We start from the raw sequence: 25,574 nt of genomic DNA on the forward strand, positions 1-25,574 counted from the left end.
AACCCGAATTGGGGCGCGGGAAACTTTAGCGTTCATCTTTCGGCCCCACACATCACACATTTCATGAGCTGACGTAGAGGCTCAATGTGTGCGGCACAAGTCCGATACGACACACATCAGCCACGACAAGGCAGGGCATCTTAGCTTGAGCGATCCGATCATTAAACTCGACAATGTGCAGTTGACCTTAACGAGCCGCGCCGGGCCGGTACATATCCTGCGTGGCGTGTCGCTTGCGATACCGCGCGGGCAATCGGCGGCGATCGTCGGGCCTTCTGGATCGGGCAAAACCTCGCTGCTGATGACGATGGCGGGCCTCGAACGGGCGACAAGCGGGCGCATTACGGTCGCGGGGCGCGAACTCGGATCGCTGTCGGAAGATAATCTGGCCGTGCTGCGCGGCGCCGACATGGGCATCGTGTTCCAGTCGTTTCATCTCGTGCCGACAATGACGGCGCTGGAAAATGTCGCCCTGCCGATGGAGCTTGCAGGCGAAGCGAAGGCCTTCGAGACGGCGCGCGATCTCTTGGCGGAAGTGGGCTTGAGCGCTCGTGTCGATCATTTCCCGGCGGAGCTTTCGGGCGGCGAGCAGCAGCGCGTAGCGATTGCCCGGGCGTTGAGCCGGTCGCCGGATATTCTGTTTGCAGACGAGCCGACCGGCAATCTCGATGGGCGAACGGGCAAACAGATTATCGAACTCTTGTTCGGTTTGCGCGAGCGGCGCGGCGCGACCCTCGTGATCGTCACGCATGACAACAAGCTTGCGGCGATGACCGATCGCGTGATCCGCATGACGGACGGCGCAATCGTCGCCGACGAGAGGACGGAACCCGCTATGCGCGCGGTGTCGTCGTGACGGCACTCTCGAATTTGGACGGCGCGGCTCAGCCGAAGCGCGCGAGTGTTCTCACCATCGTTCGTCTCGGTTTGCGCGAAATTCGCAATGGTTTCGATGGTTTTCGCATTTTCATCGGCTGTCTGGCGCTGGGCGTGATGGTGATCGCGGCCGTCGGCGCGCTGGCCGATGCGCTGCGCGCCGGACTGACGAAACAGGGCGAGGCGATCCTCGGCGGTGATGTCGTGTTCGCGCGGATGCATGTTCGCGGCACGTCCGAGGATCAGCAGCTGTTTCACAGTCTCGGGCGGGTGAGCGAAACGGCAACGATGCGAACGATGGCGCGGCGTACCGACGGTTCGGATCAGGCGCTGGCGGAGTTGAAAGGCGTCGATGGCGCTTATCCGCTCGCAGGGACGGTAACGCTGAAGAACGCCGGCACATTTGCCGAAGCGCTTTCCGGACAGGGCGCTGTCGCCGATGCCATGTTGCTTGATCGGCTCGGTCTCAAGATCGGCGACGAGATGCGCATCGGCTCCGAAAATGTCGTGATTAAAGGCATTCTCGATAACGAGCCGGATGCCATCGTCGACCGCATGACCTATGGCCCGCGTGTGTTCGTGTCACTCGCGACGCTTGAAAAAACCGATCTCATCAAGCCCGGCACGCTCATTCGCTGGCGCTATGCAATTAAGTTGCCTGCGGGTATGCCAAGCGACCGTGGAGCGCTTTCGAATTTGCGCAAATCGGTTGCCGAAAAACTTCCGACCAGCGGCTACACCAGCAACGATCGTTATGATCCGTCGCCGCAGATCAGCCGGGCGCTGGATCGGTTGCGGCAGTTTTTGATTTTGATTGGGCTGGCATCGCTTCTGGTCGGCGGCGTCGGCATTGCGAATGCGGTTTCGACGTTCATCGACAAGCGCATGAAGGTGATCGCGACGCTTCGCAGCATCGGTGCGTCGGGCTCGCAGATCATGGGCATATTCCTGGTGCAGCTCGTCATCATGAGCGCGGTCGGCATTGCCATTGGGTTGGCGCTGGGCGTTGCGGTGCCGTCGATCATTGATGAATTCTACGGCGATCTGCTGCCTGTTCGGATCAACGTCGAGGTTTCGCCGCTCAGTCTGGGACTCGCGGCGCTCTATGGTGCGCTTGTTGCGTTGCTGTTTGCGCTCTGGCCGTTGGGACGAGCGGAAAACGTGCCCGCGACAGTGCTCTTTCGCGACAGCATTAACGGATCCGGCGTTCGGCCGCGAACATCGCTGATCGTGTTGATGGCGGCGCTCGGCGCGGCGCTGGTCGCGATCGCGGTGATGACGTCGGAGCCACGGTCGATTGCGCTTTGGATTCTTGCCGGGCTGGTCGTCATGCTGGTCGTATTCGGCTGGCTCGGCGGATTTCTGGCGCGGATGGCGCGTCGCCTGCCGCGCCCGTCGCGGCCGGAATTGGGACTGGCGTTGCGCAACATCGGTTCGCCTGACGGGCTGACGCGTTCTGTCGTGCTGTCGCTCGGGACCGGCCTTTCGCTGCTCGTCGTGGTGGCACTTGCGAATGCTTCACTGGTGGCGGATTTGCGCGACCGCTTGCCTGAGGAAGCGCCGGATTATTTCCTGCTCGACATTCCGCCCGGAGATTTCGATGGGTTGAAGGCGCGCATCGCGCAAGACGCGCCGGGCACGTCACTGGTCGAAGCGCCGATGCTGCGCGGCCGGATCGTCGCGATCAAAGGTACGCCGGTCGAGGATCTCAAGTTTCCATCCGATACCCAGTGGGTACTGAACGGCGACCGTGGCCTGAGTTATTCCGGCAGCATTCCAGAAGGTTCGGCACTCACCGCCGGTTCCTGGTGGGCGAAAGATTACTCCGGGGCGCCGCTCGTGTCGTTCGAGGGCGAAATCGCGAAAAAACTCGGCCTCGGGCTCGGTGACAGCGTGACGATCAATGTGCTCGGACGGAATATCACGGCGAAGGTCGCAAGCCTGCGCGAGGTGAAGTGGGAGAGCATCGCCCTCAACTTCATCATGGTGTTCTCGCCGAACACGCTGCGGGCGGCGCCGCATAATCTGCTCGCGACGGTGCGCCTGCCGCCGGGAACGGCGGCGGATGTCGAAACCCGCATGGTGCGCGATATCGGCCGGTCCTATCCGTCGGTCAGCGCCATTCGCGTTCGCGACGCAATCGATCAGTTCAGCAAGATCTTCGCGAAAGTGATGGTGGCGGTTCAAGTTGCAGGTAGCGTGACCCTGACGGCGGGCGCGCTCGTTTTAGCAGGCGCGCTCGTAACGGCGCAGCGGCGGCGAATCCTCGAAGCCGTGATCCTGAAGACGATCGGGGCACGGCGGCGGCAGATTCTCATGGCGCACGCCTGGGAATATGCCTTGCTGGCCGTGATTGCGGCGCTCATCGCCATTCTGCTCGGTAGCGTCATCGCTTGGGTTGCCGTTACCCGCGTGATGGAATTGGATTATGTCTTTTCGCTCAATGCCGTTTTCGTGACGCTCGGGGTTGCAGCGGCTATGATTGCGGTGTTCGGTGGGATCGGAACGTGGATGATCCTTAAGGCTCCGCCTGCAGGTTACCTGCGTTCAGAATAAAAGCATTCTGCTTTTGGTTTCCGGACCTTGAAAGGCTTCGGCGGCAGGATCATATTCTACGCAGAACCGGCAGTTCGCCGGATAACACGAGGATTCGAGGACCATGGCTGAAGTTTTTTCGCGACCAAATAGCCCGTACGGCAGCGCGCGGACATCTGGCGCGATCGACCAGGGGCTGCGCTCGTTCATGCTCGGCACCTACAACTACATGGCGCTCGGCGTAGCCGGAACGGCGGCCATTGTCATGCTTCTGATGGCCAACCCGCAGGTTATGGCTTCAATTGCACTGGGCCCCATGAAGTGGGTGCTATTTGCAGTGGTCATGGGCCTGGGCTGGTTCGCTCCCCGCCTGTTCTTCGGCGGTAGCACGGCAATGGCGCATGGCGCCTACTGGCTCTACTGCGCGGCTTGGGGCGCACTGATCGCTCCGATGGTCTCGCTTTACGTTTCGACCGGCATGGCTGGCCTCGTCGGTCAGGCGTTCTTCATCGCCGCTGCGATGTTCGCGGTCACGAGCCTCATCGGCTACACCACGAAGAAGGACATGACCGGCTGGAGCGGTTTCCTGTCGATGGCGTCGATCGGCCTGATCGTCGTCATGCTCGGCAGCTTCTTCTTCATCACCGATCCCGGCACCAGCAAGACGGTGAGCATGGGTATCTCGGCCGTCGTCGTGCTGCTCTTCTCGGTCATCACGGCGTTTGAAACGCAGGCGATCAAGTCGATGTACATCGAGAACGCCCAGTATGGTGGCGAAGAGCAGCTGAAGCGGTCGTCGATCTTCGGCGCCTTCATGCTCTACGGCTCATTCATCACGCTCTTCATCCACATCCTGAACCTGTTGGGAATGGCGAATCGCAACTAAGAGCGAGAAATCAAATTGAGAAAGGCCCCGGATTCCGGGGCCTTTTTTGTTTGCGTATTTTTTGTCGGCGCCTCGCGACTCCCCTGCGGGGAGCCGGCCGCGAGGCGTGGGAGTTCTTGAGATTCTGTTCGGTAGGCCGGCCGGAAGCGGTTTAAAAGCTTACGACGTCGGGGCGGTCTTCGAGGACGCTCAGCACGCGTTTCAGGTCGTGGCCGCGCTTCATGATGAGGCCGCCGGCCGCGATGACGCTGTAGGCGCCCTGTTTGCGCGCTAGGCGCAGATCCTTCTCGATGCGATAGAGCGCGTATTCGCTGGCCTTGCGATAGACGGAGAAGACGGCCTTGTCGCGCAGCAGGTCGATGGCGTAGTCGCGCCAAGCGCCCGAGGCGACTTTGCGGCCGTAGAGATCGAGAATGGCTGTGAGTTCGTAGCGATCGAATGTGGTTCGTCGGCCTGGCTCCGAATGCTGATCGGGCGATCCAGGCGTGCCCGCTGAGCGCGGGCGAAAAACTATCGGGTCGGTTGTCTCGCTCAAACGGCGCCGTCCAATCGTTGATGATGAAGGATCGCGCTAACGGACAGCGAATGCAAGAGTGACGTCAAAAAACTTGCGGTTCTTCGGCCAAATGAACGGGATGAACAACTTTGGGGACAAAGCACGGAAATACCCTGACCCTGACAAAATCGCGACTCAGGCGCGGCCCCAATCCGCCGTATTAAAACGCGATAGAGATAACCGTTGCCTTTGGGTCCGATTTCAAAGGACCGGCTCTGGATATATAGCCCCCCAGCCCCCCGGGGCCATAGTTTCGAGATAGGACTCTCAGGCAACGACTCCCTTCTTACGTTTTGGTCCCCATCCAAAACGAACCCTCTCCCTCGACGTCGTGTTCGACAGGACCGGTGCCACCGCGCCGGTCCTGTCGGCGTTGCCGCATTGCAAGGGTTTCATTTGAGCACAAACGGTATTTTGTGCGTATATAAAGTTACAGAGTGGGGGAAACTCGGATATTCGATCTCAATGATAGCAAAGCGTAAGGCGGCATCGAAGCCGCGCCCAAAAGCCACCGCCAATCCATTGATGATGAAATGGAACGGCGAATTCGCCATGCCGCCATTCGAGAAAATCGAGGCGCGCCATTTCAAACCGGCGCTCGAAGCGGCGTTTCGCGAGCACAAAGCAGAAATCGAAAAGATCGCACGCAATCCGGCAAAGCCGACGTTCGCCAATACGATCATCGCTCTTGAAAAGAGCGGCTGGCAGTTGTCCCGCGTCGCGTCGGTTTTCTGGAATCTCGAAGGCTCGGATTCGACGCCGGAATTGCAGGAAGTCGCGCGCGATATGGCGCCTCGTTTTGCAGCGCACGAAACGCAGATTCTGCTTGATAAGCGCCTCTTCAAGCGTGTCGACGCTCTTTACGAGCGCCGCGATGCGCTGAAGCTCAATGATGAAGACCTGCGTGTGCTCGAACGCCACCGTCTGGAATTCGTTCGCGCGGGCGCACGGCTGTCGTCGGCAGACAAATCACGCGTGAAAGAGATCAATGCGCGCCTCGCGACGCTCGTCACGCAGTTCATGCAGAACGTCTTGAAAGACGAGCAGTCCTGGCAGCTCGTTCTCGACGGCGAGAACGATTTGGCCGGACTGCCTCAAACGCTCAAGGACAGTGCGGAACGGGCGGCCGCTGATGTGGGTCTTCCGGGCAAGGCGATCGTGACGCTGGCGCGGTCGAGTGTCGAAGGCTTCCTGACGTACTCTGCCCGCAGAGATTTGCGGGAGCAGGCGTTCAATGCCTGGATCAGCCGCGGTGCGCGCGCTGGCGATACCGACAACAGGCAGATCGTTGCCGAAGCGGTTGCTTTGCGTGGCGAATATGCGCGGCTGATGGGCTTCAAGTCGTATGCCGAATTCAGTCTGCAGGACACGATGGCGAAGACGCCGGTTGCCGTCGATGAGCTTCTTCGAGCCGTCTGGGCGAAGGCCGTCGTGCGCGCCAAAGGCGAACGCGATCTGCTGGCGGCCGAAGCGCAGAACGCGGGCGACAATTCGGAAATCATGCCGTGGGACTGGCGCTACTATTCCGAAAAGGTGCGCCAGGCGAAGTACGATTTTGACGAGTCGAAGCTGCAGCCCTATCTCGAACTCGATCACATGATTCGCGCCGCGTTCGACACGGCGACGAAGCTCTTTGGATTGAAGTTCAAGGAGCGCAAGGATCTGCCGCGCTATCACCCCGAGGTGCGCGTGTGGGAGGTGCTCGACAAGAAAGGCCAGCACGTCGGCATCTTCATGGGCGATTATTTCGCGCGGGCGACGAAGCGCTCCGGGGCGTGGATGTCGTCGTTCCGCTCGCAGCACAAGCTCGGCAAGGGCCAGACGCCGATCATCATCAACGTCTTGAATTTCACGAAGGGCGGCGACGGCATGCCGCCGCTGCTGTCGTTCGATGATGCGCGCACGCTGTTCCACGAATTCGGGCACGGGCTGCACGGGTTGCTGTCCAACGTCACGTATCCGTCGATTTCGGGAACGTCGGTGAGCCGAGATTTCGTCGAGCTGCCGTCGCAGCTTTATGAACATTGGCTCTCGACGGCGGACGTGCTCGAAAAGCACGCGCTGCACTACAAGACCGGCAAGCCGATGCCGAAGTCTCTACGCCAGCGGCTGACGGCGGCGCGCAATTTCAATCAGGGATTTGCAACAATCGAATATACGTCATCGGCACTCGTCGATATGGCGCTCTATTCGGCCGACATGTCGGAAATCGGCGACATCGAGGGTTTCGAACGCGATGCGCTCAACGGTATCGACATGCCGAAAGAGATCGTGATGCGGCACCGTCTGCCGCACTTCATGCACATCATGTCCGGGTATGCAGCGGGCTATTACAGCTATCTGTGGTCGGAAGTGATGGACGCGGATGCGTTCGCGGCGTTCGAAGAGACGGGCAACGTGTTTCATCCGGCGACGGCAAAGAAGCTGCACGAGTTCATTTACTCGGCGGGCAATCGGCGCGATCCGCATGACGCGTACGTGGCGTTTCGCGGACGGCCGCCGAAGATCGACGGCCTGCTGAAAAAGCGCGGGCTGGCGGCTTGATGATTGGCCCCGGCGACTCCCCTTCGGGGAGCCGGCCGCCGGGGCACCTACCAGAGGCCCGCCATCGTCGCGCCGATGATGGGGCCGCTGCGGCCTTCCTGCACGAGCACGACGACCTTCTGCACGTCGGCCTGCATCATGGCGGCGCGGGGCAGCTGCACCTGCATCGGCTGGCCTTTCCAGATGCCGACGGGAATGAGCTCGTGGACGACGTTGGTGTAGGTCAGCGTCTTGCCGGCGTTCTCGCCATCCTTGACCGGCACCGAACCCGACATCTGCACGACGCCGAGCCAGATCGTCGCCTCGCGCGGGGCATGGCCGGATGCGTCGGCGCCCAGCGCGAAGTTCATGGTGTTGCGCTCCTGCCAGAAACGGACCGGCACCTGGCGGGGTCCTCCGGATTTGGAGGTTTCGTCGATAGCCTGCTCGATTGCAGCTTTCGAGGAGCCGTTGACAGGGATTTCGCCGTTCACGACCGCCTGCGGCGTGTAGATCTGGCCGTCGCCACGGGCGCGGGCATAATTGCGTTGCCGTTCGGTGTTGCGCGGCGAAGCGAAAGTGTCTTTCCAGCCGAGATAGTTCCAGTAGTCGACGGGCAGCGACAGGGCGATGATCGACGGGTCGTCGGCGAGCGTCTTCAGAACTTCATCGGCGGGCGGGCAGGACGAGCATCCCTGGCTCGTGAAAAGTTCGACAACGGCTTTGACGGGCTGGTCCGCTGGCCGGTCGACGGGGACTTCCTGGGCTGAAGCGGGAAGGGCGCTGGCACCGACGACGAGGACCGCCAACAGGAATTCGCGAAAACGCATCAATCGTTAAGCCTCACAGACACTACGGCCGCCGCCAAGTTTATCTTTAGCGCCCACAAACGTCAGGCCAAAGTGAAAGGCGCGAAAGCCTTGTCACGAAGGGGTGAGCGTTAAGGAATTCGCTGGGGCGAGGGCGGGTGTTACGTGGCGTTCCACTATCTGCGCGGGGGAGACGGGCGCAGACATTTTCGGCACCGCGTAGCAAACGCACCAAGCCGATGAGAGCGTCGCCTACTGTGACTTGCAAAAAAGGGCTGAACTTGTGCCCTTGTGGTGGCAGATCCCCGGGTCGTGCCGGGCTTCTAATCGCGGAACGCGCCGGACCCGGACGACCTATACTTTGGCAATGGAGGATTCCACAACTCAACAAGATCACGCTCCTCTGCGCGGCGCACCAATTCTCCGCCTTGTGTGGAATGCGCAAAAGCGTGAGTAGCGCCCAAGCGTACAGCGGAATCCCATACTTCGTGCGTCGGCCTACGGCGGGTTGCTATTTGGCCGGGGCGTTGCAAGCGTTCCCGGCCAAATTGATTCATAAAGCGATTCGTCGTTTGGCCACCCTACGTTTGGCCCCACGAACGGCCGCCCGACGTTCTACATTTGGATCAGGCGCGACCAGTCGTTCGATAGGTCAACCGCTAGTGCCTCGTATCTAAGGCTGGGCCTTCCACCATTTTGTATTGAGGCTTGGGTGGCTCGGCCGGCAGTGGCACCTTTTCATTCTTCGGCTTTGGCCACCGGAAGGATGGGCCTTTGATGCTGTCACGGTTTTCTTCAAGGTAATAGATGGTCGCCCGTAGGTGCACGATGGCGTCCATACGGCTGACTTTGCGATCTACGTCACCACGTAGTTTCAAGTGACGCCATTTCCACGTCCAAGCGCCTGGAAGTTGGTTGATCCAGCGATTAATCGTTCGGGTTTCCCAGTAAGTCACTTGAATCCGCTCCGCGTCTTGAAGAACGGAGCGTAGCGCCAGAATGACGGCATCTACCTGCGACGTCATATTGATCCCCTCCGACAACCCGCCGATTCAAAATATCACTTTCTTGGCCTATCGGCATCGGGAGGGGCAGACATTTTTTAAGTTAGCCCCGGCGACACGCGTTCTGCGCGCTGGCCGCCGGGGCCAATTAATTAAGCTGCCAAGTTGCGCAGCACGTAGTGCAGGATGCCGCCGTTCTTGAAGTACTCGATCTCGTCGAGCGTATCGATCCGGCAGAGCACCGGCACGGGCAGCGTCGAGCCGTCGGCGCGGGTGATGGTGATCGTCACGACCTCGCGCGGCTTGACGCTGGCGAGACCGGGAATGGACACGCGTTCGTCGCCCTTGAGGCCAAGCGATTCCCACGAGGCGCCTTCGGTGAAGACGAAGGGCGCGACGCCCATACCGACCAGGTTCGAACGGTGGATGCGCTCGAACGACTGCGCGATGACGGCGCGGACGCCGAGCAGGTTCGTGCCTTTCGCCGCCCAGTCGCGTGAGGAGCCGTTGCCGTATTCGACGCCCGCAAAGACAACGAGCGGCACGCCTTCGGCTTCGTATTGCATGGCGGCATCGTAGATCGGCATTTCCTCGCCTGACGGATAATGGATCGTCAGGCCGCCTTCCTTCACGTTGCCGTTGGCGTCCTTCACCATGTGGTTCTTGATGCGGATGTTGGCGAAGGTGCCGCGCATCATCACTTCATGGTTGCCGCGGCGGGTGCCGTACTGGTTGAAGTCAACCGGCTGCACGCCGTGGTCGAGCAGATATTTGCCGGCCGGGCTGGCGGTCTTGATCGAACCGGCGGGCGAGATGTGGTCGGTCGTGATCTTATCGCCGAAAAGACCCAGGATGCGGGCGTTGACGATGTCGCCAATGGGTTTGGCTTCGCGGGCGATCGACTGGAAGTAGGGCGGGTTCTGGACGTAGGTCGACGAGCCGTTCCAGCCATAGGTCAGGCCGCCGCTTGTCGCGATGCCCTGCCAGTTGTCGTCGCCTTTGAAGACATCGGCGTAGCGCGACATGAACATGGAGCGCGTGATGTTGTCGGCGATGAACTGCTGGATTTCCTGCGTCGTCGGCCAGATGTCCTTCAGGAAGACAGGCTTGCCGTCTTTGCCAGTGCCCAACGGCTCTTTGGTCAGATCCTTCTGAACCGAGCCTGCGAGCGCGTAAGCGACGACGAGCGGGGGCGACGCCAGATAGTTCGCCTGCACGTCGGGACTGACGCGGCCTTCGAAGTTACGGTTGCCCGATAGGACCGCCGCAGCGACGATACCGTTGCCGTTGATCGCTTTCGAAATCTCAGGCGCCAACGGGCCGGAGTTTCCGATGCAGGTGGTGCAGCCGAAGCCAACGAGGTTGAAGCCGATCTGGTCGAGATAGGGCTGTAAACCCGCATCGGCGAGATAAGCGGCGACGACCTGCGATCCAGGCGCGAGCGATGTTTTCACCCACGGCTTGCTCGTCAGGCCGGCGTTGACCGCGTTGCGGGCGAGAAGACCGGCGGCGATCAGCACGCTCGGGTTCGACGTGTTCGTGCAGCTCGTGATCGCGGCGATGACGACGTCGCCATGGCCGATGTCGAAGTCCTTGTCTTCGACCGGCACGCGCTTCGAAAGCTCATCCGGCTTCTTGTATTCGCCAGCGAGCACGGTTTCGAAACCGGTCTTGATGTCGGTCAGCGCGATGCGGCCTTCGGGACGCTTCGGACCTGCCATCGACGGCACGACATCGCCGAGATCGAGTTCGAGCGTGTCGGTGAAGACCGGATCGGCCGAGCCCGTTTCGCGATAGAGGCCCTGCGCCTTGGTGTAGGCTTCAACAAGGGCGATGCGGTGCGCATCGCGACCCGACATCGTCAGGTAGTTGATGGTTTCCTTGTCGACCGGGAAGAAGCCGCACGTTGCGCCGTATTCGGGCGCCATGTTGGCGATCGTAGCGCGGTCGGCGAGCGTCATACTATCGAGGCCTGGGCCGTAGAATTCGACGAATTTGCCGACGACGCCTTTCTTGCGCAGCATCTGCGTGACCGTGAGCACGAGGTCGGTCGCGGTGACGCCTTCCTTCAGCTTGCCCGTAAGGCGGAAGCCGATGACCTCAGGAATGAGCATCGACTGCGGCTGGCCGAGCATTGCAGCCTCGGCTTCGATGCCGCCGACGCCCCAGCCAAGAACGGCCAAGCCGTTGACCATCGTTGTGTGGCTGTCGGTGCCGACGAGCGTGTCCGGGTACGCAACGGTTGCGCCGTCGGCCATCTCGTTCGTCCAGACGGTCTGGGCGAGATATTCGAGATTGACCTGGTGGCAGATGCCGGTGCCGGGCGGGACGACGCGGAAGTTCTGAAACGCGCCTTGGCCCCACTTCAGGAAGTTATAGCGCTCGCCGTTGCGGGCGTATTCGAGCGCGACGTTGTCGGCCAAGGCTTTCGGTGTGCCGAACTCATCGACGATGACGGAATGGTCGATCACAAGATCGACGGGCACGAGCGGGTTGATCTTCGTCGGATCGCCACCGAGCTTCGTCATGCCGTCGCGCATGGCGGCGAGATCGACAACGGCGGGTACGCCGGTGAAGTCCTGCATCAGCACGCGGGCCGGGCGGAAGCCGATTTCTTTCTCGGTTTTGCCTTTGTTATCGAGCCATTCGGCCATGGCCATGATGTCGGCTTTGGTGACCGAGCGGTTGTCCTCGTGACGAAGGAGGTTTTCGAGGAGAACCTTCATGGAATAGGGAAGGTGCGAGATGCCTTTAAGGCCGTTAGCCTCGGCATCGGGCAGGGAATAGTAAACGTAAGTCTTACCCTCGACGGTGAGGGTTTTCTTGCATTTGAAGCTGTCGTCGGAAATGGGTGTAAGGGCGCTCAAGGTCAGGCCTCCGAAAGATTAAGACGAAGGGCTGCGCCGCCGGTGTGCCGACGGAATCGAGGACGCCCCGCGGCACATAGGACTGGGCCGCGCGACCCCCTCGCTTTTGCGCTAGCGAAGGATACAACGTGCCTTTTATATAAGCATATCGAAAAGAAAAGCCCAATCGTGCGGATGGCCAAATTGCCCCGCCTTTGCTCAATCCGGCATCATGGAATCCGATCACTGTGCAGCTTATTGCTGAAGACTTGACCATCGACCGCGGGCTGCGGCGTGTCATCGAGGGGTTGTCGTTCGACGTTAAGCACGGCGAAGCCTTGGTGCTGACGGGCGCGAACGGCATCGGCAAGACGACATTGCTGCGGACGCTGGCCGGATTCATCCGTCCGTTTCGCGGCTCGGTTCGTCTCGAAGGTGGCGATCCGGAGCTGTCGGTCGCAGAGCAGGCGCATGCGATCGGTCACACCAATTCGGTGAAGTCGAGTTTGACGGTGATCGAGAACGCAACGTTCTGGAATGCCTATCTCGAAGCGAACGATCACTCGCGGCAGCGGATCGACGCTGCGCTTCAGCATTTCGGATTGGAAGATCTTGGCGAATTTCCCGCGGCATATCTTTCTGCCGGACAAAAGCGGCGGCTCGGGCTGTCGCGGCTGCTTGTTGCGCACCGGCCGCTGTGGCTGCTCGATGAGCCCACGGCATCGCTCGACGCGGCGTCGTCGGAGCGGCTGGTGGCGGCGGTGAACGCGCATACGCGCGAGGGCGGGCTTGCCGTCATTGCAACGCATTTGCCATTGGCGCTGGAGCGGGCGCGGACGCTCGATCTCGTGGCGCATAGGATGGCGGCGTGAAAAGTTTCTGGGCTCTCATCAAGCGTGACTTGCGATTGGCAGTCCGCGAGGGTGGCGCTATCGGGACAGCGCTGGGCTTTTTTCTCGTGGTCGTCTCGTTGATGCCACTTGGGCTCGGGCCGGATCTCAATCTGCTGGCGCGGATTGCAGCGGGCGTGCTCTGGATCGCGCTGTTGCTGGCAGCGCTGCTGTCGCTCAATCGTATTTTCGAGGCGGATTACGAAGACGGGACGCTTGATGTGCTGGCGACCGGACCGCTGCCGCTCGAGCTTGTCAGCGCCGCAAAGGCTTTAGCCCACTGGATCACCACGGGAATTCCGCTGGCGATCATGGCGCCGGTGCTCGGCATCCTCCTCAATCTCGACCTCAATTCTTACCCTATTCTTGTGGCAACAACCTTAATCGGGACGCCGGCCGTGAGTTTTCTGGGGGCGATCGGGGCGGCATTGACCATGAAGACACGTCGCGGCGGCCTGCTTCTGGCCGTGATTGTGCTTCCGTTCTATGTGCCGACGCTGATTTTCGGCATATCGGCCGTCAGTGCCAGCGCGGGACCCGATGGGCTTAGTGCGTCGTTTCTCATTCTGGCGGCGGTGTCGCTGGTTACGGTCGTGCTGGGGCCGGTCGCGGCAGCTGCTGCGCTTCGGATCCAGTTGCAGTAATTCTCCAAATGGTAACCTCAGGCTTCATTGCGCCGTATCGTTTAAAGGCTTAAATCCCGCCCATGCAGACGCTTACGCAACGCCTCGCCAATCCGACCCGGTTTATGGAGCTTTCCGCTCGCGTGCTGCCATGGGTGACGGCCGCTTCGGCTATCCTATTGGTTTACGGTCTTTATTTGGCATTTCTGGATTCGCCACCTGACTATCAGCAGGGTGAGACGGTGCGGATCATGTACATCCATGTGCCGTGCGCGTGGCTCTCGATGATGATTTACGGGCTGATTGCGCTGTCGAGTTTCGGCCTGCTCGTGTTTCGTCATCCGCTGGCGGACGTTTCGGCGAAGGCTGCGGCACCGCTCGGCGCGGCCTTCACGTTCCTGGCGCTGGTGACCGGCTCGCTCTGGGGCAAGCCGATGTGGGGCACCTACTGGGTTTGGGATGCGCGACTGACGTCGGTGCTGCTGCTGTTTTTTCTCTATCTCGGCTTGATTGCTCTGCGCTCTGCGCTCGAAGACGAAGGGGCTGCAGCCAAGCTGACAGCCGTCCTGGCGCTCGTTGGCGTGACGCTGCTGCCGATCATCAAGTTTTCGGTCAACTGGTGGAATACGCTGCATCAGCCGTCGACGGACTTCACATCGACAGTCGATCCCAGCATGCGTCTGCCGTTGCTGGTGATGGCGCTAGCGTTCACGCTGATGTTCTTCGCGATGCATCTGAAGGCGATGAGGAACGAGATTCTTCGCCGCCGGGTGAAGGCGCTCAGGACACAGGCGGTCATGGGCCGGGATCGGCTCGCGCCTCAGGCAGCGGAGTGATCGCTATGGATATGGGACCGCACGCTGCTTTCATTTGGCTGTCGTATGCCGTCGTCACGGTGACGGTGATCGGGCTCATCCTTTGGCTTTTGGCTGATGGATGGAAGCAGCGCGCCGAACTCGCCGCGCTGGAACGCCAGGGCGTCAAGCGCCGCTCCTCGCACTGAATAGAGAGAGATGACGGTGGCCCAGGGTCGATCCAATTATTTGCGCTTGTTGCCGGTCGTGATTTTCGTGGTCATCGCAGGCTTTTTCGCGATGGCGCTCAGGTCCGGCGATCCGTCGTTGCTGCCGTCGACGCTCGTCGGTAAGCCGGTGCCGCAGACGACGTTTCCAGCCGTCGAAGGACTGGAAGTGACAGCGGGCAAGTCCGAACCCGGATTTACCTCGGCTGATCTTGCGAAGGGCAAGATCTCGGTCGTCAATTATTGGGCGTCTTGGTGCGTGCCGTGCGTCGATGAGCATCCGATGCTGGAGCAGCTTAAGGAAGAGTCCGGCGTCGACATTTATGGCGTCAACTACAAGGACCAGGCGGCGGCGGCGCGGCGGTTCCTGGGGCGCTATGGCAATCCGTTCACGGCGGTCGGGACCGATGCCGATGGGCGCGCTGCGATCGACTGGGGCGTCTACGGCACGCCTGAGACGTTCGTCGTCAACGGCAAGGGCCACGTGATCTACAAGCACGTTGGACCGATCACGCCGGACTCCCTCAAGACGAAACTGCTGCCGATCATCGCCAAGGCGAAAGCGGAAGCTGCCGCCGCAGCGGCAGGTCCATCATCCTGATCGGCTGAGAAGGTTCGTAGCGGCCACGCCATCAAAGCGCGAAGAACTGACCGCGCGAGTGGTTCAGAACCGTCAGCGTTCCCGACTTGATGTCGAAATGCGCGCCGTGCAGCGACAAGCGGCCTTTGTCTTCCTGCTCTTTCACGAACGGGAAGGTACGCAGATTAGCGATCGACTGCTTGATGGCTTCTTTTTCGAGCGCTTCCTGACGGACGCTCGATGAGCTGGTTTGGTGCGCGGCCAGAACGCTGAGGCGGGCGTCGTCGAGCATCGACATCCATTTCGAAATGAAATGCGCGTCCGTCTGGATGGCGGCGTTCTGGTCAAGCGCGGCCTTCACGCCGCCGCAGCCCGAATGGCCCATGACGATCATGTTTTTCACGCGCAGGTTCAGCACCGCAAATTCCATCGCGGCGCTGACGCCGTGATATTTGCCGCTGACTTCGTAGGGCGGGACAAGATTGGCGACGTTACGCACGACGAACAGCTCGCCCGGCATGGCTGAGAAGATCGTCTCGGGATCGACGCGGCTGTCAGAGCACGAGACAATCATCGTCTCGGGGCTTTGCCCGTGTGTCGCGAGTTCTTCGTAATGGTCGGCGTTCGGAACGAAATGGCGATGACGGAAGCGGCGGTAGCGGTCCGCCAACGTTTCGGGAAAGCTGCTCATTATCGTTTTTCCTCCGCCATCGGCGGGGCTCCCTTGCTCGTGACCAAAACGATGTAGCCGACCACCGCTGCCAGCAGGGACCCTGCCATAACGCCGAGACGCACTTCCGCGGTCAGCGTGGGGTCGGGGAACGCCAGCAGGCCAATGAACAAGCTCATCGTGAAACCGATGCCGCCGAGAATTGCGGTCCCGAAGAGCTGCATCCGAGATGCACCGTGAGGCATTTCTCCGAGGCCGCTGGCAATCGCAGCGCGCACTGCGCCGTATATGCCGAGTGGCTTGCCGAGGAAAAGACCCAACGCGATGCCGACGGGGATTTGCGACAGCATGTCATTCATCGACAGGTCGCCAAGCGCCAATCCGGCGTTGGCGAGAGCGAAGATCGGCATGATGCCGAAGCTGACCCAAGGGCTTAACGTGTGCTCGAGCGCCGGGAGCGGGCCGTCAACGCCTTTGACGGGGCTGGAACATGGGATCGTCAAAGCGGTCACGACACCCGCGATGGTTGCATGCACGCCCGACTTCAACACGCAGAGCCAAACAAAGGCTCCGACGAGCAGATAGGGCCAGACCCGCATGACGTTGAGCCGGTTCATGACCGCCATCACGGCGACGCCGGTAACGGCCAATCCCAATGCCGTGAACGACAGTTCGTATGTGTAGAAAAAAGCGATGATCAGAATGGCGCCGAGATCGTCGATGATGGCGAGGGCGAGCAGGAAGACCTTCAGCGTCGGCGGGACGCGCTTGCCCAGCAGCGCCATCACGCCGACGGCAAACGCGATGTCGGTTGCTGCCGGAATGGCCCAGCCGCGCAGGTGCTCCGCGTTATTGAAATTGACCGAAGCATAGATCAGCGCTGGTACCGCCATGCCGCCAATCGCACCGAAGATCGGCAGCATGGCGGCGGATGGTTTCGAGAGCGCGCCGCGAATGGCCTCCCGCTTGATTTCGAGGCCGACGACCAGAAAGAAAATGACCATCAGGCCGTCGTTGATCCAGTGGTGAATTTCTTTCGTGAGAGAGAAGGGTGCGACGCCGAGCTGAACTTTGGTCGTCAATATGTGCTCGTAGGTGTCGTGCAGAGGGGAATTGGCAAGGAACAGCGCCAAGACCGCGGCGGCAAGCAAAACAAGGCTGGCAAGAACTTCTCTGCTAATGCCTTCCGCGCTTGATTCTGGCTTCATATCTGCGGAGTCCCTCCATAAAAATGATCCCCGGGCAGATATGCCGGTTCATTCCACGCGCAGCAACCCAAAGCGGGCGTGGCGCGCGAATGTCACTCACGCTGCAGCTTCGATGGACACAGGAGAGATGTGCCGCCAATCGACGAAATTCGGCAGCATGCGATCGGTGCCGCGGCTGATTTCGAGCGCGCGGCGAACGCCGCCGAGAGCGTAAGCCAGCGCCGTCTGAGGCTGTTCGCCGTGCATGAGTTTGGCGGTGAGGCAGCCTGCGAAGATGTCGCCGGTGCCATGGGGCACGTCGGCCCATTTCTCGACGCGGCCGATGAAGGTGCGGTTCGCAGCCGTCAGCACGGTAGCGAGCGAGGTTGGCCCGTCCGGAATTGACGTTCCGGCGAGGATGGGGCGGCTGAGGCTGGCGATTGCGGTGACGGCATCGGCCGGCGATTGGACATCGATGCCGGACAGCCACGACAACTCGAAGCGGTTCGGCGTCATGATGTCGGCCAGCGGCATGAGCAGATCGCGGATGCCGTGTGCGGATCGTTCGTCAATGTAGAGGCCGCCGGGGTCGTCGCCGAAGATCGGATCGCAGATATAGGCGATCTCGGGCTTTGCGGCGCGCAGACGCGTTACAGCTTCGGCGACGATTTCGACGTGCTGGAGCGATGGTAGGTAGCCGGAGAAAATCGCGTCGAACGAGGCCAGCCAGCCATTGTCGGCGAGGGCGCGGACCATGTCTCCGACAAGTCTCGGGTCGAGCGTAATGCCGGCGATATGGGCGCGGATCGGGTGGTTTGAGAGCACAACCGTCGGCAGTCCGACGACGTCGATGCCGGCGGCGAGCAGGGGCGGGCTTGTTGCGGACAGCCCAACGGGATCATGCGCAACATACGACGAGATCATAAGAATGCGGCGCATAGGGACCAAAGAGTTTCGCGATTGGACTTTGCCGCGCGATGGGCAAGCCAACGCCAGCGCTCGGAATTGCGATTTATTCGAAAGTTTAGTCGCGGTCGATGTTGCAAACGTGCATGTTGCGATGCAAAATCAACGCATTTTCTACGGGAGTCGATGCGATGGCCATGAGACCCAGACGCAGCGTCCTCTATTTGCCCGGCGACAACGAGCGAGCTCTCGAAAAAGCCAAAACGCTGCCGGCGGATTCGATCATCATCGATCTTGAGGACTCAGTCGCACCACCTAACAAGGAAAAGGCGCGAGCGCAGGCAACCGCTGCGATCCACGAAGGCGGTTTCGGGTCGCGCGAGGTGATCCTGAGGGTCAATCCGATAGAAACGCCGTGGGGGATGGCCGATCTGCATGGGGCTATGGCCGCCGTTCCGGATGCCATTCTCATTCCAAAGGTTTCGAACTCCGGCGATATCACCGGTACGGCGAAGGTCATCAAAGCATCGGACGCCGATCCGCGCATTCGGCTCTGGGCGATGATCGAGACGCCGATGGGGATCATCAACGCCAAGGAAATTGCCGCCTGTGCGCCCGACCAGGACAATCGGCTTGTCTGCTTCGTGCTCGGCACGAACGATCTCCTGAAGGAGAGCCGGGCACTCGCAAGCCGCAACCGTTTCGCCGTCGTGCCGTGGTTGGCGATGACGCTGGTAGCTGCGCGGGCTTATGGGCTCGATGTCATTGATGGCGTCTACAACGATTTTAAGGACGAATCCGGTTTTCGCGCCGAATGCGAGCATGGCCGCACGCTGGGCATGGACGGCAAGACGCTCATCCATCCGTCGCAGGTCGTGCCGTGCAACGAAGTCTTTTCACCGACGATCGAGGAAATCGCCTGGGCGCATAAGATCATCAAAGCCTTCGAAGAGCCCGAGAATGCGCGCAAGGGGGTGATTACGGTTGAGGGGCGCATGGTCGAACGCCTGCATCTCGTGATGGCGAGGCGTGTCGCCGCCATCGCCGATGCCATCAACGCGCGATCGAAAGTCGAGGAGCCGTGGTTTTAGTAAATGCCGCCTCCAACGGGCTTCGTGCGGCCCTTGATCGCGTCCCCGACCTTTCAAAAAAGGGTTGCGGTCTGATCCCGACATCCTGAAAAGAACCAAAACCCGAAGCCCATGCGTAAGGGCTTCCCGAACCATAAGGCGGGGATTGATGGCCGGAACCAAGACGAACGCAGGAAACTTCTTCGAAGATTTCACTTACGGCCAAGTCATCCCGCACGCCACACCCCGCACCGTCACCGACGGCGACGTGGCGCTTTACACCTCACTTTACGGCTCACGCTTTGCAGTGCAGTCGGCTGATACGTTCGCCAAGGCCATCGGCTATCCGAAAGCGCCGCTCGACGATCTACTGACGTTCCATGTCGTGTTCGGTAAAACGACGCCAGATATCTCTCTCAACGCCATCGCCAATCTCGGCTACGCCGATTGCCGGTTCCTGAAGCCTGTCTATCCGGGCGATACGCTGTCGGCGACGTCGGAAGTGATTGGTCTGAAGGAAAATTCGAACGGTGAGACGGGCACCGTCTACGTACGTTCGACGGGGCGCAATCAGGATGGCGAAGTCGTCCTCGAATATTGCCGCTGGGTGATGGTGCGCAAGCGCTCCAAGGGTTCGCCGGCGCCGGAAGCGGTGGTGCCGAAGCTTCCGGAGCGTGTTGATCCGGAAGTTCTTGCGTCGGCGGTCCCGGCGCTCGATATTAGCAAATATGATTTCGCGCTGTCGGGTTCGCCGCATCGCTGGGGCGATTATGAGCCGGGCGAGAAGATCGATCATGTCGACGGCATGACATTGGAAGAAGCCGAGCATCAGATCGCGACGCGGCTTTATCAGAATACGGCGAAGGTCCATTTCAATCAGCACACCGAATCCAAAGGCCGGTTCGGCAAGCGGATCGTCTATGGCGGCGTTGTCATTTCACTGGTGCGGGCGCTGTCCTACAACGGGCTCGGCAATGCCTTCCACCTGGCGGCCATCAACGGCGGCCGGCACGTGGCGCCGACGTTCGCCGGCGATACGATCTACGCGTGGTCGGAAATTCTGGAGAAAGCCGAGATTCCCGAACGGAAGGACGTCGGCGCGCTTCGGGTTCGTCTCGTCGGCGTCAAAAACCAGGATTGCGCGTCACTGCCGCTCAAGACTCCGACGGGCGAGTACGCCGAAGGGGTTGTTCTCGATCTCGATACGTGGCTTGTGCTTCCCCGCTAAGGGCATTCAGCGGCAGCGGGGCTGGCTGACGCCTGTGCCTTGGCGCTAGCGACTTCGGGGCAGGAAGCGGGGGAACACGTCGCATGAACCTCAGAGCGGACGTCAGTGCGAACCTCAAGGCGAGCATCAGAACAATCGGTCGCGTGGCGCTGGGTGTGCTCGTTCTGGCCGTGGCCGGACCGGCAGATGCGGCAGGCGAAAAGGCCGTTGCCGAGATCAAGCTCGCAAATGGATCGAGTGCGGGAACGGTGACGCTGACCGACGTGTCCTCCGGCGTGCTTCTCGCATTCGATCTCAAAGGCTTGCCGCCGGGCGCTCACGCTTTTGGCGTGCATGAGGGCGGCAAATGCGAGGGCGATTTTTCGTCCGCCGGGCCGACCTACAATCCACTCGGCGCTCAGCACGGCTTCATGAACGATGAAGGTCCGATGGCGGGCGATCTTCCCAACATCGTCGCCGGACCCGACGGCACGGCGCGCGCCGAAATGATGACAACGTATCTCCACTTTAACGTCGGCGCCGACGATACGCTTTTCGATGCCGATGGATCATCGCTTGTCATCTATGACAAGGCCGATGACTATCGGACCGATCAGGATGGCAGCGGGGAAAAGCGGATCGCTTGCGGTGTGATCAAACAGCAATAGCGTTCAGTGGGACGCGAAATTCACGTTGATCAATCGACGTGATGCCGCTTTGCCGATGCGCACGCCGGACCTGAAATTGTAAATCTCCAAAGGGCCGCGATTCGATCGTATGTATGCGTCGCAATTAGCCGGCCGGACATTCGAAGCGAGATGCGGTGATCAATCAAGTTGCAATCATCGGTGCGGGTCTGGCGGGGCTTTCATGTGCGCAGACGTTGCGGAGCGCGGGCATTTCCGTTGAGGTTTTTGAAGAAGACCGCAACGTCGGCGGCCGTCTCGCAACGACCTGTCTCGGCAGCGACCGGTTCGATCCGGGTGCGCAATATCTCTTGGCGCAAACGGATGAATTCGGGCGTTATCTCTCGGAGATTGCGGGTCTCGGGTTCGCGGATACCTGGACGCCGCGACAGTGGAAACCAGGGCCCGGCAAAACCGTCCGCGAGCCGTGGATTGTCGGGACGCCCGGTATGTCGTCGATCGTGCGTCCGATGGCCGATGGCGTGCGTGTCTCGGTCGGTCGGCGGGTGCAATCGCTCGAACGGCGTGAGAAAGGCTGGCACCTCTGGTTCGCAGACGAAGCATCGGCTGGGCCGTTCGAAGCGGTCGCGATCGCCGTTCCTGCGGCAGCGGCGTTGCCGCTGACGGAACGGATCGACCGTCTCGCGTCGCCGCTGCGGAACGTGTTGATGCTGCCCTGCTGGTCATTGATGGTCCGCCTGGATCAAAAGAAAACTTCGGAGCATGACGTTTTCACCGACGTCTCAGAGGTCGTGCGGTGGATCGCACACGATAACACGAAGCCGGGGCGCGATCCCAGGGGCGAGGCCCTTGTCATTCACGCCTCATCGGCGTGGAGCCTGGCGGCGGAGCAGGCTGACCCCGAAGATGTGGCGGAAGAGCTTTGGAGCGAGGTCGGGGAGTTTTTAAATCTGCCCCCTGTCAGACCGTCGCGGATGACAGCCTTCCTCTGGCGCCAGGGTATCGTCGGCAGGGCGCTGGGCGAGACGCATCTTTACTGTCCGGAAACGCAGGTCGGCGTTGCGGGGGACTGGTGCCTCGGCAGCTTCGCCGAACATGCCTTTATAAGCGGCCGGCATCTCGGGCAGGCCATTGCTGGCGCGCTCGCCTGAGGCCCGACAGAATCTATGTGGCATTTGGCGAATTGCCGCGCCCGCATTGAGGCGCTAGATATTCGCATCAAATCAAAAAGAAGGACGTCCGATGGCAGTTACATCCGGCCGCGGCGTGCGCCCCAAGCGGCCGCTTTCACCACATCTGCAAATCTATTCGCCGCTTATCAACATGGTGATGTCGATCGTGCATCGCATCACGGGGGCGGCGCTTTATTTCGGTTCGCTGCTGCTCGCCTGGTGGCTGATCGCAGCCGCGAGCGGACCGGACGCCTACAACTATTTTCTGAGCTGGTGCGATACGTGGTTCGGCAAGCTGGTGTTGCTCGGCTATACGTGGGTTCTGATGCATCACATGATGGGCGGCATCCGCCACTTCATCTGGGATAGTGGCCACGGCTACGACCTTGAGACGGTCGATCTGTTGTCGTGGGGGTCGCTTGCCGCGTCGCTGGCGTTGACGGCGATTGTCTGGATCGCGGTTGCTATGGGGGCCGTCTGATGACCACGATGCGGACACCGCTGAAAAAAGTACGTTATCTCGGCTCGGCCAAAGAAGGCGCCGACCATTTCTGGACACAGCGCGTGACGGCGGTCGCGAACCTGTTCCTCGGGATCTTTCTCGTTTGGCTGATCGTTTCGCTGCTTGGCGCGGACTACGCGACGGCGAAACAGAAGCTTGCGCACCCATTGATTGCGATTCCGCTTCTCGGTCTTGTACTTTCTGGCACCGTGCATATGCGGATCGGCATGCAAGTCATCATCGAAGATTACGTCCACGAAGAAGGGCTTAAGGTGGTGGCCTTGATGCTCAACACCTTCTTCGCCATTGCCATCGCACTCGCGTGCGTGTTCTCGATTTTGAAACTGAGTTTTGGAGCCTGAGCCTGATGTCGCAATTGAATGGCAAGGCCAACGGCGCGGGTGCCGCGCCGTCGCAGATCGGCAAAGCCTATCCGCTGCACGATCATGTCTATGATGTCGTTGTCGTCGGTGCGGGTGGCGCAGGATTGCGTGCGACGCTTGGCTGCGCGGAAGCAGGTCTTAAAACGGCTTGCGTGACGAAGGTGTTCCCGACGCGCTCGCATACGGTTGCGGCGCAAGGCGGTGTGGCGGCGGCGCTCGGCAACATGGGCCGCGACGACTGGCGTTGGCATATGTACGATACCGTCAAAGGCTCCGACTGGCTCGGCGACCAAGACGCCATCGAATATCTGTGCCGGAACGCTCCGGCGGCCGTCTATGAACTTGAACACTATGGCGTGCCGTTCTCGCGCACCGAAGACGGCAAGATCTACCAGCGCCCATTTGGCGGCATGACGACCGACTACGGCGAGGGTCCGCCGGCGCAGCGCACGTGTGCTGCTGCCGACCGCACCGGCCACGCGATGCTGCATACGCTTTACGGGCAGTCGCTGCGCCACGCGGCGGAATTCTTCATCGAATATTTCGCGCTCGATCTCATCATGGATCAGGACGGTGCATGCCGGGGCATCATCGCGCTCAATCTCGATGACGGCACGCTGCATCGCTTCCGCGCGAAGAAGACCATTCTGGCGACGGGTGGTTACGGGCGGACGTATTTCTCGTGCACCTCGGCGCATACCTGCACCGGTGACGGCAATGCCATGGTTCTGCGCGCAGGTTTGCCGCTGCAGGACATGGAATTCGTGCAGTTCCATCCCACCGGTATTTACGGCGCGGGCGTGTTGATTACCGAAGGTGCGCGCGGCGAAGGCGGGTATCTGACGAACTCCAAGGGCGAGCGCTTCATGGAGCGCTATGCGCCGCACGCCAAAGACCTCGCCTCGCGCGACGTCGTCTCGCGCTCGATGACGATCGAAATTCGCGAAGGTCGCGGCGTCGGCCCGGATGCCGACCATATCTATCTGCATCTCGACCATCTCGATCCGAAGATTCTGGCCGAGCGTCTGCCGGGCATTACAGAGAATGCGAAGGTGTTCGCAGGCGTCGATCTTCGCCGTCAGCCGATCCCGGTGTTGCCGACGGTGCACTACAACATGGGCGGCATCCCGACGAATTATCACGGCGAAGTGCTGACCAAGAAGAACGGCGATCCCGATCATGTCGTGCCGGGCCTGATGGCGATTGGCGAAGCGGCGTGCGTCTCGGTGCACGGCGCCAACCGTCTGGGCTCGAACTCGCTGATCGATCTCGTCGTGTTCGGTCGTGCGGCCGGTCTGCGCTGTGCCGAGACGATCGAGCAAGGCGCAATGCAGTCGGACCTGCCCAAGGACGCACACGAACCGGCGCTTGCCCGCCTCGATCATTTCCGCAACGCCAGTGGCTCGACACCGACGGCGGCGCTGCGCCTGCGCATGCAGAAGATCATGCAGTCGAACTGTGCCGTTTTCCGCGATGGCCCGGTGCTGAAAGAAGGCGTCGAGAAGATCACGCAGGTCTGGCGCGATGCGGCGGATATTTCCGTCACCGACCGGTCCCTGGTGTGGAATTCCGATCTCGTTGAAACGCTGGAATTCGACAACCTGATCGCGCAAGCAGCCGTTACGGTGGTAGGCGCCGAAAACCGTCAGGAAAGCCGCGGCGCGCACGCGCGCGAAGATTTTCCGAAGCGTGACGATGTCAATTGGATGAAGCACACGCTGGCATGGGCCGATTACGGGACGCAATCGGTTAAGCTCGACGATCGTCCGGTGCACACGAAGACCATGACCAACGAGGTCAAATATATCGAGCCCAAAGCCCGCGTTTATTGAGCCGTTCCAGCTTTTATCGAGTCGCGCTTCTCATCCGGAAAACCGGTGCCCGGCTTTTCCGGAAGCGCTCCGGATGAGTAGAAATAGCGCCGCTTTGGGAAGTCGCTTATGGTGCGGCCGCTATTGAAGGGGCGGGCGCGATTGTGACGAAGATCAGTACGGACGAGAGCGACGATACCGACACGCGCATGCCGCCCGATCCGTTCGCGGCGGTGCTGCCGGCGCTGGCGGCTCTTGGCGCCATCGCGTCGATCGCGGCCATTAACTGGTCGGGACAGGAAAAGGTCGCAACGCGCACCCGGACCAAGCGCAAGACGGGTGCCGCGCTTCGCGACCTGGAAACCTGTTGTCTCGGCCTCGTCGAGATCTTCAAGCGTTTCCAGAAGCATCCGAGGGTTTTTGCAGGTGGCGGCGGACAGGCTTCCGCGCCGCTGAAATTCGGGGTGCACGGACAGCGCATCCGTGCCGACGCTCAGCGGCTTTATCTGCAACTGATGAATGATATCGCCTCGATGTTGGTGCTCGCCACGCAGAACGCGTTCGACGTCATGACCGCGATCGAAGATGGGGATGTCGAGGCGCCGGAAGAGATCTTCTTTGGCTTCGGCGAGCAGCAAGAGCGGCTTAACGAGATCATCCAGTCGCGGGTGCCGCTCCGGGTCGCGGTCGAAACGGGGGCCGAGATCGCGGAAAGCCTTGTGGGACTGGTCCGGGAGCTCAAGAAACACCAGAAATCCGGTTAGGGCCAAAGAACCGCATCCGCCGCGGGCCCATGCCGTTGACAGGGGACGACGTTCAAGCTTCTGTCAGCGTCACAAGGATTTCGTTGGCGGGAACACCGGCACTCTC

At 60.8% G+C, this 25,574-nt stretch carries 24 protein-coding genes; 17 read left to right on the forward strand and 7 right to left on the reverse strand.

Features of this window, described 5'->3' with window-relative positions; genetic code table 11:
* Positions 1–88 precede the first annotated feature (88 nt).
* From HYP802_RS0101160 to HYP802_RS0101170, 3 genes are all read left to right on the forward strand, one after another.
* Positions 89–856, forward strand: a complete 768-nt coding sequence (locus HYP802_RS0101160; RefSeq protein ID WP_245261433.1) for an ATP-binding cassette domain-containing protein — start codon at positions 89–91, stop codon at positions 854–856.
* Positions 853–3,432, forward strand: coding sequence for an FtsX-like permease family protein (locus tag HYP802_RS0101165; protein WP_024274976.1), 2,580 nt, complete (start codon positions 853–855; stop codon positions 3,430–3,432). Before HYP802_RS0101160 ends, HYP802_RS0101165 begins: the two co-directional genes overlap by 4 nt.
* A 103-nt stretch (positions 3,433–3,535) precedes the next feature.
* Positions 3,536–4,297, forward strand: a complete 762-nt coding sequence (locus HYP802_RS0101170; RefSeq protein WP_013950175.1) for a Bax inhibitor-1/YccA family protein — start codon at positions 3,536–3,538, stop codon at positions 4,295–4,297.
* A gap of 151 nt (positions 4,298–4,448) precedes the next feature.
* On the opposite strand, the gene HYP802_RS0101175 is transcribed toward HYP802_RS0101170, so the two are convergent.
* The gene (locus HYP802_RS0101175) at positions 4,449–4,832 is read right to left on the reverse strand and encodes a DUF2794 domain-containing protein (protein ID WP_013950176.1); all 384 of its coding nucleotides are present in this window, start codon (positions 4,830–4,832) and stop codon (positions 4,449–4,451) included.
* 486 nt (positions 4,833–5,318) lie between these two features.
* Between HYP802_RS0101175 and HYP802_RS0101180 the strand changes: the two genes are divergently transcribed.
* Complete coding sequence (locus tag HYP802_RS0101180) at positions 5,319–7,397, forward strand: M3 family metallopeptidase (RefSeq protein WP_024274977.1); 2,079 nt, start codon at positions 5,319–5,321, stop codon at positions 7,395–7,397.
* Positions 7,398–7,444: 47 nt separating this feature from the next.
* Here the strand turns inward: HYP802_RS0101180 and HYP802_RS0101185 are convergent, their stop codons facing one another.
* The 3 genes from HYP802_RS0101185 to acnA form a co-directional block, all read right to left on the reverse strand.
* A complete protein-coding gene (locus HYP802_RS0101185) occupies positions 7,445–8,206 on the reverse strand; it encodes a DUF1223 domain-containing protein (RefSeq protein WP_013950178.1) in 762 nt (253 codons plus the stop codon).
* Positions 8,207–8,844: 638 nt separating this feature from the next.
* The gene (locus HYP802_RS0101190; RefSeq protein ID WP_024274978.1) at positions 8,845–9,210 is read right to left on the reverse strand and encodes a hypothetical protein; all 366 of its coding nucleotides are present in this window, start codon (positions 9,208–9,210) and stop codon (positions 8,845–8,847) included.
* 131 nt (positions 9,211–9,341) lie between these two features.
* Entirely contained in the window at positions 9,342–12,038 is a 2,697-nt protein-coding gene (acnA, locus tag HYP802_RS0101195) for an aconitate hydratase AcnA (protein ID WP_024274979.1), read from the reverse strand.
* Between the two features lie 245 nt (positions 12,039–12,283).
* Between acnA and ccmA the strand changes: the two genes are divergently transcribed.
* From ccmA to HYP802_RS0101220, 5 genes are all read left to right on the forward strand, one after another.
* Positions 12,284–12,907, forward strand: a complete 624-nt coding sequence (gene ccmA, locus HYP802_RS0101200; RefSeq protein WP_024274980.1) for a heme ABC exporter ATP-binding protein CcmA — start codon at positions 12,284–12,286, stop codon at positions 12,905–12,907.
* A complete protein-coding gene (gene ccmB, locus HYP802_RS0101205) occupies positions 12,904–13,569 on the forward strand; it encodes a heme exporter protein CcmB (protein ID WP_024274981.1) in 666 nt (221 codons plus the stop codon). The genes ccmA and ccmB overlap by 4 nt, the downstream gene beginning before the upstream one ends.
* 62 nt (positions 13,570–13,631) lie before the next feature.
* The gene (locus HYP802_RS0101210) at positions 13,632–14,384 is read left to right on the forward strand and encodes a heme ABC transporter permease (protein ID WP_013950187.1); all 753 of its coding nucleotides are present in this window, start codon (positions 13,632–13,634) and stop codon (positions 14,382–14,384) included.
* An 11-nt stretch (positions 14,385–14,395) separates the two neighbouring features.
* Complete coding sequence (ccmD, locus tag HYP802_RS0101215; protein WP_024274982.1) at positions 14,396–14,551, forward strand: heme exporter protein CcmD; 156 nt, start codon at positions 14,396–14,398, stop codon at positions 14,549–14,551.
* A gap of 10 nt (positions 14,552–14,561) precedes the next feature.
* Positions 14,562–15,170, forward strand: a complete 609-nt coding sequence (locus HYP802_RS0101220) for a DsbE family thiol:disulfide interchange protein (RefSeq protein ID WP_024274983.1) — start codon at positions 14,562–14,564, stop codon at positions 15,168–15,170.
* A 31-nt stretch (positions 15,171–15,201) separates the two neighbouring features.
* Here HYP802_RS0101220 and HYP802_RS0101225 read toward each other — a convergent pair whose 3' ends face one another.
* The 3 genes from HYP802_RS0101225 to HYP802_RS0101235 all read right to left on the reverse strand — a co-directional run bounded on the left by HYP802_RS0101225 (position 15,202) and on the right by HYP802_RS0101235 (position 17,945).
* Positions 15,202–15,840 carry a carbonic anhydrase gene (locus tag HYP802_RS0101225; protein ID WP_013950190.1) on the reverse strand — a complete coding sequence of 213 codons (639 nt, stop codon included), beginning with the start codon at positions 15,838–15,840 and terminating at the stop codon, positions 15,202–15,204.
* A complete protein-coding gene (gene nhaA, locus HYP802_RS0101230; protein WP_024274984.1) occupies positions 15,840–17,027 on the reverse strand; it encodes a Na+/H+ antiporter NhaA in 1,188 nt (395 codons plus the stop codon). The genes HYP802_RS0101225 and nhaA overlap by 1 nt, the downstream gene beginning before the upstream one ends.
* 96 nt (positions 17,028–17,123) lie before the next feature.
* Entirely contained in the window at positions 17,124–17,945 is an 822-nt protein-coding gene (locus tag HYP802_RS0101235; protein ID WP_024274985.1) for a pyridoxal kinase, read from the reverse strand.
* A gap of 158 nt (positions 17,946–18,103) precedes the next feature.
* Here HYP802_RS0101235 and HYP802_RS0101240 point away from each other — a divergent pair, with 158 nt between their 5' ends.
* From HYP802_RS0101240 to HYP802_RS0101275, 8 genes are all read left to right on the forward strand, one after another.
* On the forward strand, positions 18,104–19,003 hold the full coding sequence (locus HYP802_RS0101240) for a CoA ester lyase (protein WP_013950193.1): 900 nt from the start codon (positions 18,104–18,106) through the stop codon (positions 19,001–19,003).
* A gap of 148 nt (positions 19,004–19,151) precedes the next feature.
* Positions 19,152–20,210, forward strand: coding sequence for a MaoC family dehydratase (locus tag HYP802_RS0101245; protein WP_024274986.1), 1,059 nt, complete (start codon positions 19,152–19,154; stop codon positions 20,208–20,210).
* Positions 20,211–20,293: 83 nt separating this feature from the next.
* Complete coding sequence (locus HYP802_RS0101250; RefSeq protein WP_013950195.1) at positions 20,294–20,857, forward strand: superoxide dismutase family protein; 564 nt, start codon at positions 20,294–20,296, stop codon at positions 20,855–20,857.
* Between the two features lie 155 nt (positions 20,858–21,012).
* Positions 21,013–21,987: an FAD-dependent oxidoreductase gene (locus tag HYP802_RS0101255; RefSeq protein WP_013950196.1), complete on the forward strand. Its 975-nt coding sequence runs from the start codon at positions 21,013–21,015 to the stop codon at positions 21,985–21,987.
* A gap of 91 nt (positions 21,988–22,078) precedes the next feature.
* Positions 22,079–22,489 carry a succinate dehydrogenase, cytochrome b556 subunit gene (gene sdhC, locus HYP802_RS0101260; protein WP_013950197.1) on the forward strand — a complete coding sequence of 137 codons (411 nt, stop codon included), beginning with the start codon at positions 22,079–22,081 and terminating at the stop codon, positions 22,487–22,489.
* Positions 22,489–22,872: a succinate dehydrogenase, hydrophobic membrane anchor protein gene (gene sdhD, locus HYP802_RS0101265; protein ID WP_013950198.1), complete on the forward strand. Its 384-nt coding sequence runs from the start codon at positions 22,489–22,491 to the stop codon at positions 22,870–22,872. The genes sdhC and sdhD overlap by 1 nt, the downstream gene beginning before the upstream one ends.
* A gap of 5 nt (positions 22,873–22,877) precedes the next feature.
* The gene (gene sdhA, locus HYP802_RS0101270; RefSeq protein ID WP_013950199.1) at positions 22,878–24,725 is read left to right on the forward strand and encodes a succinate dehydrogenase flavoprotein subunit; all 1,848 of its coding nucleotides are present in this window, start codon (positions 22,878–22,880) and stop codon (positions 24,723–24,725) included.
* Positions 24,726–24,913: 188 nt separating this feature from the next.
* Positions 24,914–25,468 carry a hypothetical protein gene (locus HYP802_RS0101275; protein ID WP_244420939.1) on the forward strand — a complete coding sequence of 185 codons (555 nt, stop codon included), beginning with the start codon at positions 24,914–24,916 and terminating at the stop codon, positions 25,466–25,468.
* Positions 25,469–25,574: the final 106 nt, after the last annotated feature.

It is taken from the genome of Hyphomicrobium sp. 802 (assembly GCF_000526135.1).
In the GTDB taxonomy this organism is placed as follows: domain Bacteria; phylum Pseudomonadota; class Alphaproteobacteria; order Rhizobiales; family Hyphomicrobiaceae; genus Hyphomicrobium_B.